Source organism: Polaromonas sp. LjRoot131 (genome assembly GCF_964252805.1).
Taxonomy (GTDB): domain Bacteria; phylum Pseudomonadota; class Gammaproteobacteria; order Burkholderiales; family Burkholderiaceae_C; genus Polaromonas.
The window spans coordinates 924,057-935,862 of the sequence record NZ_CAXUPF020000001.1 but is presented as its reverse complement, the minus strand read 5'-3'; the positions used below and the strand labels follow the sequence as shown (position 1 = coordinate 935,862).

The following is an 11,806-nucleotide window of genomic DNA, read 5'->3' as shown; positions in this document are numbered from 1 at the left end:
GTCAAAGCTCCAGTTGTCCGGCAATTTGAAGGGCAAGGCGGCGAGCCTGCCCATCCAGACCGAGCAGGCCTTCAACATCACTTACCTCTGAGGGCGCCAGCGCCTCCAAAGTTGCGTGATTTACATGGTGAATATGGTCAAAACGGATGCGTTTTTCAAGAAAGGCCGCGACCGCCACCTCGTTGGCGGCATTGAGCACGGCGGTGCTGCCCACGGGCCCGTTGAGCACCTCCCAGGCCAGCGGCAGCCCGGGAAAGCGTTCATCGTCCGGGACTTCAAAGGTCATGGTGGCCAGCGACCTGAAGTCCAGGGCCTTGGCTCCCGACACGACCCGGTCGGGCCAGGCCAGGCCGTAGGCGATGGGAACGCGCATGTCGGGCGTTCCGAGTTGCGCTACCACCGAAGTGTCGCGGTACTGCACCATGGAATGGATGATGCTCTGGGGGTGGATCACCACCTCGATCTGTTCCGGCGTCAGGCCGAACAGGTATTTGGCCTCAATGACCTCCAGGGCCTTGTTCATCATGGTGGCCGAGTCAACCGAGATTTTCCGGCCCATCACCCAGTTCGGGTGGGCGCAGGCCTCATCGGGTGTGACGTGGCGCAGGCTGGCGGCATCGCGGGTGCGAAACGGCCCGCCGGACGCGGTGAGGATGATTTTTTCGACCCGGTCGCCCCAGGTCGCGGCATCCTCGGGCAGGGACTGGAAGATGGCCGAATGTTCGCTGTCTATGGGCAGCAGCTTGGCACCGCCGGCGCGCACCGCCTGCATGAAGACCTCGCCGCCCACCACCAGCGCTTCCTTGTTGGCCAGCAGCAGGCGTTTTCCCGCGCGGGCCGCCGCCATGCAGGGCGCAAGGCCTGCCGCGCCCACAATGGCCGCCATGACGGTGTCCACCGACTCATGCGAAGCGATCATTTCGAGCGCATCGGGCGCCCACAGCACCTGCACGGGGAGCTGGTGGGCCTTGACCTTGTCCGCCAGCAGGCGGGCATGCGGCTCGCTCGCCATCACGGCGTAGCGCGGCTTGAACTGGACGCACTGCGCCAGCATCAGGTCGGTCTGGGTCGCCGCGCTGAGCGCGAACACTTCAAAACGGTCGGGATGGCGCGCAATCACGTCCAGCGTGTTGACGCCTATGGACCCGGTGGAGCCCAGAACGGTGATGCGCTGCTTGCTGAAGGGCATGATGGGCCTAGAGGGAGACCAGCATCATCGCCAGGGGCAGCGTGGGCAGCAGCGCGTCAACGCGGTCCAGCACCCCGCCATGGCCGGGCAACAGGCCGCTGGAGTCCTTGACGCCCGCGCTGCGTTTGATCAGGGACTCGACCAGGTCGCCCACCACGCTCATGGCCGCGAGGAAAATGACCGCTAGAAGCATGATCAGCAGGCCGTGGTTCGCCACCAGCCGGCTGTAAAGCGTCGCCTCGCCCCAGAAACCCACGCCGCCGGCAGCGGCGCCCGCGTAGACCCAGGCGAGCGACAGCGCGACCACACCGGCCATGCCGCCCCAGACGCCCTCCCAGCTCTTGCCCGGGCTGATCGAAGGTGCCAGCTTGCCCTTGCTGAAGCGGCCGCCAAAGGTGCGGCCTGCGAAATAGGCAAAGATATCCGCCACCCAGACCAGCAGCAGCACGGACAACAGGAAATTGATACCGACGACGCGCGCCTGGGCAACAGCCAGCCAGGCCAGCCACAGCGCGACCAGGCCCGCGACCAGCCGCAGCACCTTGGGAATGCGCGGCCAGCCGGCCACCCCATTGCGCAGCAGCCAGCCCCCGGCCAGCACCCACACGGCGCCGCCCGCGGCCCACAGCATGGGCAAAGGTTTTTCAAGCAGGCCGCCGTACCAGGACAACGCGCAGGCCGCCACGCAGGCCAGGCCCAGCCCCGTGGAAACGCCCTGTCCGTAGCCGTTGAGGCGGCCCCACTCCCAGGCACCGGCCGCGATCAGCAGCAGCGCCACGGCGCAAAAAGGCTGAGGCGTTTTGTAAAAAAGTGCGGGCAGCAAAATCGCCAGCAGGACAATCGCCGTGATCACACGCTGTTTAAGCATCAAGCCGCCTTTGCATTGTCGTTGTTGACCTGGCCGCTGACCTGCGCGGAGGTCTGGCCAAAACGCCGTTCGCGGGTGCGAAAAACGGCAATCGCCTCATCCAGCGCAGCCTCGTCGAATTCGGGCCACAGCTTGTCGGAAAAATGCAGCTCCGAATAAGCGGCCTGCCACAGCAGGAAGTTGCTGATGCGCAATTCACCGCCGGTGCGGATCAGCAGATCCGGGTCGGGTACATGCGCCATCGCCATGGCGCGGTCCATCGACAACTCGGTGATGGCCTCGCCGCGGCTGGCCAGCTTCTGCGCGGCCTGGGCGATGTCCCAGCGGCCGCCGTAGTTGAAACACACGTTGAAGACCAGCCGGCTGTTGGCCGAGGTGTCGCGCTCAGCCTTGGCCAGCCCGGCCTGCACCTTGTCGGACAGGCGCTGGCGGTCACCCACAAAGTGCAGTTGCACGCCGTTCTCGTTCAGGCTGGGCACTTCCTTGGCCAGCGACAGGGCCAGCAGCTCCATCAGGCCGGAGACCTCATCCGACGGCCGGTTCCAGTTCTCCGAGGAGAACGCAAACACCGTCAGCACGCCGATGCCGCGCTCCAGGCAGGCGCGCACGCAGCGGCTCAACGAATCAACGCCCTGCTTGTGGCCCGCGATGCGGGGCAGAAACCGTTTGGTCGCCCAGCGGCCATTGCCATCCATGACGATGGCCACATGGCGCGGGACGGCGGTGGAACTTGTTGAGGCCATGTCAGCAGTCAGGCGCCGCCCTTAGTGGGCGTGAGGCATCTGTCTTTTCAAGCAGGGGCCGCGGAACCGGCTTAGCCGGGCCGCAGGCGCAGCGGCCCCCTCGGGGGGCAGAGAGCTACGCGAAGCGAGCGAACGTGGGGGCAATCTAAACCGCCATGATGTCTTGTTCCTTGCCGGCGACCAGTTTGTCGACTTCGGCAATGAAACGGTCGGTGAACTTCTGGATGTCTTCCTGCGCGCGGCGCTCGTCATCCTCGGAAGCCAGTTTGTCCTTGACCAGCTTCTTGATGCCGTCGTTGGCATCGCGGCGCAGGTTGCGGATGGCGACCTTGGCGTGCTCGCCTTCGCCGCGCACGACCTTGGTGAGCTCCTTGCGGCGCTCTTCGGTCATCGCCGGCATGGGGACACGGATCAAATCGCCCTGCGCCGCCGGGTTGAGGCCCAGGTCGGAATCGCGGATGGCTTTTTCGATCTTGGCGCCCATGCCTTTTTCCCAGGGCGAGACGCTGATGGTGCGCGCATCGAGCAAGGACACGTTGGCCACCTGGCTGATGGGCACCATGGAGCCGTAGTAATCCACGTGCACGGTGTCGAGCAGGCCGGGGTTGGCGCGGCCGGTGCGGATCTTGGTGAGGCCGTTCTTGAACGAGTCGATGGACTGCAGCATTTTTTGCTCTGCCAGCTGCTTGACTTCAACAATGCTCATGGTCGAATCTCCGGATTTTTATAGCGAAAAAAAGCAAGCCAAAGGAGGGTCAGACGTGAACCAGCGTTCCCTCGTCTTCGCCCTGCACCACCCGCTTGAGCGCGCCGTGCTTGAAAATGCTGAACACCTTGATGGGGAGTTTCTGGTCGCGGCACAGCGCAAAGGCGGTGGCATCCATGACCTCGAGGTTTTTGCCCATGGCCTCATCAAAGGTGATGTTGGTGTAGCGCGTGGCCTTCGGGTCCTTCTTGGGGTCCGCAGTGTACACACCGTCGACCTTGGTGGCCTTGAGCACGATCTCGGCGCCGATCTCGGCGCCGCGCAGCGCGGCGGCCGTGTCGGTGGTGAAAAACGGATTGCCGGTGCCGGCCGCGAAAATGACGACCTTGCCCTCTTCGAGGTACTGCAGGGCCTTGGGGCGAACATAGGGTTCGACCACACGCTCGATACCGATGGCCGACATCACGCGGGCGATCAGGCCGGCCTTGTCCATGGTGTCGCCCAAAGCCAGGGCGTTCATCACGGTGGCCAGCATGCCCATGTAGTCGGCGGTGGCGCGGTCCATGCCGACCGAGCCGCCGGCCACGCCGCGAAAGATGTTGCCGCCGCCTATCACTACCGCCACTTCGACCCCCATGCGGGTGACTTCGGCGATTTCCTCAACCATGCGCACGATGGTGGCACGGTTGATACCGAAAGCGTCGTCGCCCATCAGGGCCTCACCTGACAGTTTTAACAAGATTCGCTTGTAGGCTGGCATGTGAGGAGCTTTCTGTGGTTAAAGTGAATGGGAGTTTAGCGGCCTTCCGGCTAGGCTGAGTACTTAAGCGCCCTTGGCGGCCGCGACCTGGGCCGCGACTTCGGCGGCGAAGTCGTCAACCTTCTTTTCGATGCCTTCGCCCACCACGTACAGCGTGAAGGACTTGATCGTGGTCGCTTTTTCCTTGAGCATCTGCTCGACGGTCTGCTTGTCGTTCTTGACGAAAGTCTGGTTGTACAGGCTGACTTCCTTCAGGTACTTTTGCACGCCGCCTTCGATACGCTTTGCAACAATTTCAGCGGACTGCACGGGCTTGCCTTCGGCCTGGGCCTTGGCGGCATCTTCAGCGGCCTTGGCGGCAGCCACCGAGCGCTCTTTGGCGACCAGTTCGGCGGGAACTTCGGCGCTGGACAGCGACACGGGCTTCATCGCGGCCACATGCATGGCGACGTCCTTGGCGGCGGCTTCGTCGCCTTCAAACTCCACCACCACGCCAATGCGCGTGCCGTGCAGGTAAGAGGCCAGCTTGCTGCCGCTGAAACGCTTGAAGCGGCGCACGCTCATGTTTTCGCCGATCTTGCCGATCAGGCCCTTGCGCACGTCCTCGACCGTGGGGCCGAAACCGTCCAGCGACAGGGGCATCGCGCCCACGGCTTCCACGTCGGCCGGGTTGTTCTTGACGATGCCTTCGACGACGGCTTTGGTGAAAGCCAGGAAGCTGTCGTTCTTGGTGACGAAGTCGGTTTCGCAATTGATTTCAACCAGCGCGCCCACATCGCCTTCGCGGTGCGCGGCCACGACGCCTTCGGCGGTGACGCGGGAAGCGGCCTTGCCGGCCTTGCTGCCGAGCTTGACGCGCAGGATTTCTTCCGCTTTTTCGAAGTTGCCTTCTGCCTCGGTCAGTGCCTTCTTGCACTCCATCATCGGGGCGTCGGTTTTGGCGCGCAGTTCAGCGACCATGCTTGCAGTAATTGCCATTTTGATTCTCCGTTTTGTCGTGTTCACAGGGATGGGCCGACAGGGCCCGCCCCTTCTTGATGCTTAAGTTGTGAAAAAGGGGCTACGCGAGCCCCTTTTTCGCGTCTGGCGCAGAGCCGGAAACTATCAGGCGGCTGCGTTGTCCACTTCCACGAATTCGTCCGAACTCTCGGCCGACACGGCCTTGACAACGTCGTTCACGGCGTTGGCACGGCCTTCGAGGATCGCGTCGGCGATACCGCGGGCGTACAGCGCCACAGCCTTGGAGGAGTCATCGTTGCCGGGGATCACGTAATCGATGCCGATAGGCGAGTGGTTGGAGTCCACCACACCGATCAGGGGGATGCCGAGCTTCTTGGCTTCCAGAATCGCGATTTTGTGGAAACCCACGTCGATCACGAAAATAGCGTCCGGCAGAGCGTTCATGTCCTGAATGCCGCCGATGTCTTTTTCCAGCTTTTCGATTTCGCGCTTGAAGGTCAGCTGTTCTTTTTTGCTGATGGAGTCGAGGCCAGCTTCCTGCTGGGCCTTCATCTCTTTCAGGCGCTTGATCGAGGTCTTGACCGTTTTGAAGTTGGTCAGCATGCCGCCCAGCCAGCGCTGGTCAACGTAAGGAACACCGGCGCGCTTGGCTTCGGTCGCGACGATTTCGCGGGCCTGGCGCTTGGTACCCACCATCAGGATGGTGCCGCGGTTGGCGGACAGCTGCTTGGCGAACTTCATCGCCTCCTGGTACATCGGCAGCGATTTTTCCAGGTTGATGATGTGGATGCGGTTGCGATGGCCGAAGATGTACGGGGCCATCTTGGGGTCCCAGAAGCGGGTCTGGTGTCCGAAATGAACGCCTGCTTCCAGCATTTCGCGCATAGTGGTCGACATAAAAATACTCCAAAAGGTTGTGTCTAAAATCAGCGCTTATCGCCCCGAGACTCTCTTTTTGAGATTCCCGGGACAACACCTTGGTGTGGCTGATTTGCGATTTGCATTGCAAACAACAGAATCGTCATTCGCAAAGCCTGTCGAGTATAACATCCTCCCGCCCTCCTCTCCCGCCCCACCACCTATCCCATGAGCCAGATCCCGTTCCCAGGCGACCTCCATGCCGTCCGCCAGGCACTCCAGGCGGGCCATGTGCAAGCCCCGGACATCCTGGCGCAAGCCGCCCTGGCCGCGCAAAGCGAGGCCTGCCGCCATGTTTTCATGCCGGGCTCGCCGGCAAATCCGCCCGAAACGCTGAAAAACACCCCGCCCGGTGACGCCGGGCTTGCGCTTGCGGGAATTCCAGTGTCCATCAAGGACTTGTTCGACGTGGCGGGCCAGGTCACCGCCGCCGGCTCCAAAGTGCTGGCCAAATCCGCCCCGGCCCAGGCCGACTGCCCCGCTGTGGCGCGCCTGCGGGCCGCCGGCGCGGCGCTGGTGGGCCGCACCAACATGGTCGAATTCGCCTTTTCGGGCGTGGGCATCAACCCGCGCTACGGAACGCCCGCCAACCCGGCCGACCCGGCCACGCCTCGCATCCCGGGCGGCTCGTCCTCAGGCGCGGCGGTGTCGGTGGCCACCGGCGCGGCCCTGGTGGGGCTGGGCTCGGACACAGGCGGCTCGATCCGAATTCCGGCCGCGCTGTGCGGCATCGTCGGCTTCAAGAGCACAGCCCGCCTGGTGCCGGCGACGGGCGCCTTGCCCCTGTCCACCAGCCTGGACACCGTGAGCGCCTTGACGCGCTCGGTGCGCGACGCCGTCACCGTGCATGAAGTGCTGGCAGCGCGCCAGGTCAGGCTGGCCGGCAAGCCACTGTCCGCCTGCCGCCTGGCCGTGGCCCGCACGCAGATGCAGGATGCGCTGAGCCGCACGGTGGCCCAGGCGTTCGAGCGCAGCCTGCTGGTCTTGCGCCGGGCTGGCGCCCATATCGAGGAGATCGCGCTCGAGGAAATCTCCGAGTTGGCGGCCATCAACGCCACCGGTGGCCTGTCGGCGGCGGAAAGTTATGCCTGGCACCGCAGCCTGATCGCCGGACACCAGGCCAGCTATGACCCGCGTGTCGCGCTGCGCATCCTGCGCGGCGCCAGCATGAGCGCGGCCGACTACATCGACCTGGTGGCGGCACGCAAGGCCTGGATCACCCGCATGGAAGCCCGCCTGGACGGCTTTGACGCCGTGCTGTCGCCCACCGTGCCCCTCGTCGCACCGCCGATCGCCGGCCTGCTCAACGACGACACCGAATTTTTCAGGGTCAACGGCCTTTTGCTGCGCAACACCTCCGTGGTTAACATGCTCGACGGCTGCGCGATTTCCCTGCCCTGCCACACACCCGGCCAGTTACCCGTGGGCCTGATGCTGTGGCACGCGGCGCTGCATGATGACGACGTGCTGGACCTGGCCTTGCAGGTGGAAGCCGCCCTGGCTCTGTCGCTACAACAATAATCGCCGCCAATCCCGCCCCTGTCGGGTTCGCGGCCTGCCCCACCCATAAAAAAAACAATGAACAACATGATTTCCCGTCTTAAGCGCCATGTTCCCACTCCACGCCGCCGCGGAGCCTGCGCATGAGGATCGCCGTCATTGGCGCCGGCATCATCGGCATCACCACCGCCTACGAACTGGCCCTGGACGGCCACGAAGTCACCGTATTCGAACGCCGCGGCGCGGCGGCGGAAGAGACCAGCTTTGCCAACGCCGGCCTGGTCGCGCCCGGCTACGTCACGCCCTGGGCCGCACCCGGCATGCCGGGCAAGGTCCTCAGCCACCTGTTCAGCCGGCACGCGCCCGTCAAGCTCGCCCTGCCGCTGTCGGCCGGCGAACTGGGCTGGATGTGGAAATGGTTTCGCGCCTGCAAGCTGGAGACCTACTTGGTCAACCGCGCACGCATGCAGCGCCTGGCCTTTTACAGCCGCGAAAGGCTGCACCACCTGACCGCCGAGCTGCAACTCGAATACGACGGCAGCCCCGGCTACATGGTTCTGCTTCGCTCCGAAAAGGACAGCAAGCTGGCGCAGCCCGGCCTGGCCATGCTGCGCGAGGCAGGCGTGCCTTTCAAGGAAATCGGCCCCGAGGAAGTCCTCAAGATCGAGCCGGCCCTGAACCAGGACACCCCCTTTCTGGGCGCGGTGCACCTGCCGAACGACGAGGTGGCCAACTGCCGGCAGTTTGCGCTGCTGCTGAAGAACGAAGCCCAGCGCCTGGGGGTGAATTTTGAGTTCAGCACCACGGTGGCCGGGCTGGAGCGGGCACAAGCCGCCAGCCTGCTTATCGCGGGTGAAAGCACACCGCGCGGCTTCGACCGGGTGGTGATGTGCGCCGGCCAGGCCTCGGCGCAGCTCCTGAGGCCCTTGGGCCTGAAAATCCCCATGGCCGCGGTCTACGGTTACTCCATCAGCGCCCCGATTCGCGAACCCCTGAACGCGCCACGCAGCGCGCTGATGGACGAGCGCTACAAGGTGGCGATTTCACGCCTGGGCAATCGCGTGCGCGTGGCCGGCAGTGCCGAGATCGGCGGCTCACTGGACAACAAACGGGCCGGCTCCCTGCAAACCCTTTACAAGGTTTTACATGATTGGTTTCCGGGTGCGGCCCAGCTCTCCAACACCGGCTCCAGCGTGCAGGAATGGAAAGGCGCCAGGCCCATGCTGCCCGACGGGCCGCCCATCATCGGCGACAGCGGCATCCCGGGGCTCTGGCTCAACCTGGGCCACGGCTCCAGCGGCTGGGCGCTCAGTTGCGGCAGCGCACGGGCGCTGGCCGACCTCATGGGTGGCCGGAACGCGGACATCGACATGGACGGCCTGGGCGTAGCGCGCCTGGCTTGAGGCGAACGCGCCGGCACAAACCGTCACGGCAGGCGTGTACAGTGGTTGCAGCCCGGCGCCTGCCGGGTGGCCATTCCCTTTCTGTCACCTCTTTACCTGATTGGAGTTCCCATGGGCATGTTCAGTTTTATCAAGGAAGCCGGTGAAAAGCTTTTCGGGCGCGGCGAGGCCAAGGCCGCCCAGGAGGCCGCCGCGGCAACACCCACCCCCGAAAACATCGCGGCGCTGAGCAAGGCGGCGGGCGAGGCCATCGCCACCTACATCAACTCCATGAACCTCAACGTCCAGGCCCTGGAGATCGGCTTTGACGCCGCCAGCGCCACCGTCACGGTCTCCGGCGTGGCACCCGACCAGGCCACCAAGGAGAAGGTGCTGCTGTGCTGCGGCAACGTGGCAACGGTGGCCGCCGTGAATGACCTGATGACGGTGTCCAGCCCCGAGCCGGAATCGCAGTGGCATGTGGTCGTCAGCGGCGACAACCTGTCGAAGATCAGCAAGCAGTTCTACGGCACACCCAACAAGTACCCGCAGATTTTCGAGGCCAACAAGCCTATGCTGACGCACCCGGACAAGATTTACCCGGGCCAGGTGCTGCGCATTCCGCCGGACGCCTGAAGCACGGGCTTTTTGCCCTCTCCCCGAAAGCCCGGCATGCCGGGCTTTTTTCCGCCCGGGGCCGCACAATCGGGCCATGCGAAGAATCTCCAGCACCCACAGCGAGCCGCTTCACAGCGTGGCGGCCACTCGCGAACTTGAGCGGCTAGCCGCCGCCGGCCTGCCGCCGCACACGCTGATGCAACGGGCCGGCCTTTCGGTCGCTCGCCTGACGCTGGCGCTGGCGCCGCACGCACAAAGCATCTGGGTTGCCTGCGGGCCCGGCAACAACGGCGGCGACGGTTTTGAAGCCGCCATGCACCTGCACCGCTGGGGCAAAAACGTGACCCTGACCTGGACCGGCGCGCCGTCCGGGAAAACCGGCCAGCCACCCGACGCCCAGGCGTCGCGCGAACGCGCCCTGGCGGCCGGCGTGCCCATGGCGTCGGAGCCGCCCGAAGGCTTCGACTTCTGCATAGACGCCCTGCTGGGCATAGGCGGCACGCTGGACCCGGCCCGGCCGGGCACGGCCCTGATGCTGGAATGGCTGGCGCGCATGCAGGCCAGCGCCGTACCGCGGCTCGCGGTGGACGTGCCGACCGGCCTGGACGCCGACACCGGGGCATTTAACGCTGAGCTTGCCCCGGCCCCGGATACCTTTACCCTGAGCCTCCTGACCTTGAAGCCCGGACTGTTCACCGCAAACGGCCGCGACCGCGCGGGCCGGGTATGGTTTGACGACCTCGGCACGGCACCCGCAGATGCACCGGCACCGGAGGCCTGGCTGCTGGGCGCCGATCGGGACTCGCAGGCCGCCAGGCAGGCCAGCCCGCATGCCAGCCACAAGGGCAGCTTTGGCGACGTGGCGGTGCTGGGCGGGGAATCCACCGCCCACAGCCACATGGCGGGTGCCGCGCTGCTGGCCGCACGCGCCGCGCTGCACGCGGGCGCGGGCCGCGTATATGTGGCGCTGCTCGGCAAGCCGGCGCTCAGCGCGGACCCCCAGCAGCCCGAATTGATGTTTCGCGCCCCCGAGGCGCTGGACCTGGCGCAGCAGGTGGTGGTGTGCGGCTGCGGCGGTGGTGACGCCGTGCGCGCCGTGCTGCCCAAAGTGCTCTCGGCGGCGCCCCGGCTGGTGCTGGACGCGGACGCGCTCAACGCGATCGCCGCGGATACGCAATTGCAGACCCAGCTCGCGGCCCGCCACCACCGTGGTTATGCGACAGTGCTCACGCCCCACCCGCTCGAAGCCGCCCGGCTGGCAGGAAGCAGCACCCGGGAGGTGCAAGCCGATCGGCTTGCGTCTGCCCGCCAACTGGCGCAGCGTTTTCAGTGCGTCGTGGTGCTCAAAGGCTCAGGGACGGTGATCGCCGCACCGGGCCAGGCCAGCGCGATCAACAGCAGCGGCAATGCCCTGCTGGCCACTGCCGGCACCGGTGACGTGCTGGCAGGCATGCTGGGTGCCCGTATGACCGGAGGCCTGGAGGCTTTTGAAGCGGCCTGCAGCGCCGTGTTTGCCCACGGCCGCATAGCCGATGAATGGCCGGTGGGCGCCGGCGGCAAGGCGCTGACGGCATCGGCGCTGGCTGGTTCCTAGACGATGACCATCAAGGCAATCTGCAGCAGCACGATCAGCACCAGCGCCGAGATGTCGACGCCGCCCACGACGGGGATCACGCGGCGCAGTGGCGCCAGTACGGGATCGGTCAGGCGACCCAGCAAGGCATAGGCGGGCGAGCCGGGCTGTATCCACGAAAGGATGGCAAAACCCAGCACCAGGATGAACAGGGTCTGCAGCGCCACACGGACCAGCATCTTGAGCGCAAAAGACAGCATCAGCAAAATCAAGGGCGCCAGACCCAGCGCTCCGAGCAGCACGCCGGACAGCAAGCCCCACAGCAAGGCGTAGGCCAGCGCCAGCACGGCGGCGGCGATCACGCTGGCCCAGTCCACCCGCGACTGCGCCAGCGACCTGGGCAGTGCGCGGCGTAACGGCTTGACCAGCCAGTCGGTCAGCGCCATCACAAAGCTGCCCGGCTGGGCGCTCATGTTGACCCGAACCCAGTTCATCCAGGCACGCAGCAGCGCCGCGGCAATCAGCAGGAAAAAAATGGTTTCAAGAAGAAACGACAGGATACGGATCAGCATGCGCGGCCTGCCCTGTG

The 11,806-nt window shown here is 65.2% G+C and carries 12 protein-coding genes; 4 read left to right on the top strand and 8 right to left on the bottom strand.

The window, feature by feature from the left end:
* Position 1 precedes the first annotated feature (1 nt).
* From ispC to rpsB, 7 genes are all read right to left on the bottom strand, one after another.
* Entirely contained in the window at positions 2-1,189 is a 1,188-nt protein-coding gene (gene ispC / locus ACSQ27_RS04360) for a 1-deoxy-D-xylulose-5-phosphate reductoisomerase (protein WP_436154241.1), read from the bottom strand.
* Between the two features lie 7 nt (positions 1,190-1,196).
* Positions 1,197-2,057, bottom strand: coding sequence for a phosphatidate cytidylyltransferase (locus tag ACSQ27_RS04355; RefSeq protein WP_436154240.1), 861 nt, complete (start codon positions 2,055-2,057; stop codon positions 1,197-1,199).
* Positions 2,057-2,800, bottom strand: a complete 744-nt coding sequence (gene uppS / locus ACSQ27_RS04350) for a polyprenyl diphosphate synthase (RefSeq protein ID WP_436154239.1) — start codon at positions 2,798-2,800, stop codon at positions 2,057-2,059. Before uppS ends, ACSQ27_RS04355 begins: the two co-directional genes overlap by 1 nt.
* A 145-nt stretch (positions 2,801-2,945) precedes the next feature.
* A complete protein-coding gene (gene frr, locus ACSQ27_RS04345) occupies positions 2,946-3,506 on the bottom strand; it encodes a ribosome recycling factor (RefSeq protein WP_436154238.1) in 561 nt (186 codons plus the stop codon).
* Positions 3,507-3,555: 49 nt separating this feature from the next.
* Positions 3,556-4,266, bottom strand: a complete 711-nt coding sequence (gene pyrH / locus ACSQ27_RS04340) for a UMP kinase (protein WP_036838012.1) — start codon at positions 4,264-4,266, stop codon at positions 3,556-3,558.
* Between the two features lie 63 nt (positions 4,267-4,329).
* The gene (gene tsf / locus ACSQ27_RS04335) at positions 4,330-5,244 is read right to left on the bottom strand and encodes a translation elongation factor Ts (RefSeq protein ID WP_436154237.1); all 915 of its coding nucleotides are present in this window, start codon (positions 5,242-5,244) and stop codon (positions 4,330-4,332) included.
* 126 nt (positions 5,245-5,370) lie between these two features.
* A complete protein-coding gene (gene rpsB, locus ACSQ27_RS04330) occupies positions 5,371-6,123 on the bottom strand; it encodes a 30S ribosomal protein S2 (RefSeq protein WP_007866397.1) in 753 nt (250 codons plus the stop codon).
* 189 nt (positions 6,124-6,312) lie between these two features.
* Here rpsB and ACSQ27_RS04325 point away from each other — a divergent pair, with 189 nt between their 5' ends.
* The 4 genes from ACSQ27_RS04325 to ACSQ27_RS04310 all read left to right on the top strand — a co-directional run bounded on the left by ACSQ27_RS04325 (position 6,313) and on the right by ACSQ27_RS04310 (position 11,238).
* Positions 6,313-7,665 carry an amidase gene (locus ACSQ27_RS04325; protein WP_436154236.1) on the top strand — a complete coding sequence of 451 codons (1,353 nt, stop codon included), beginning with the start codon at positions 6,313-6,315 and terminating at the stop codon, positions 7,663-7,665.
* A gap of 122 nt (positions 7,666-7,787) precedes the next feature.
* Positions 7,788-9,047: a D-amino acid dehydrogenase gene (locus ACSQ27_RS04320; RefSeq protein ID WP_436154235.1), complete on the top strand. Its 1,260-nt coding sequence runs from the start codon at positions 7,788-7,790 to the stop codon at positions 9,045-9,047.
* A gap of 111 nt (positions 9,048-9,158) precedes the next feature.
* On the top strand, positions 9,159-9,662 hold the full coding sequence (gene lysM / locus ACSQ27_RS04315) for a peptidoglycan-binding protein LysM (protein WP_436154234.1): 504 nt from the start codon (positions 9,159-9,161) through the stop codon (positions 9,660-9,662).
* Positions 9,663-9,738: 76 nt separating this feature from the next.
* Positions 9,739-11,238, top strand: coding sequence for an NAD(P)H-hydrate dehydratase (locus ACSQ27_RS04310; protein WP_436154233.1), 1,500 nt, complete (start codon positions 9,739-9,741; stop codon positions 11,236-11,238).
* Here ACSQ27_RS04310 and ACSQ27_RS04305 read toward each other — a convergent pair.
* Positions 11,235-11,789 (bottom strand): YggT family protein, encoded by a 555-nt coding sequence (locus ACSQ27_RS04305; RefSeq protein ID WP_436154232.1) that lies wholly within the window; start codon positions 11,787-11,789, stop codon positions 11,235-11,237. The two genes, ACSQ27_RS04310 and ACSQ27_RS04305, sit on opposite strands and share 4 nt — an antisense overlap.
* Between the last annotated feature and the right edge of the window lie 17 nt (positions 11,790-11,806).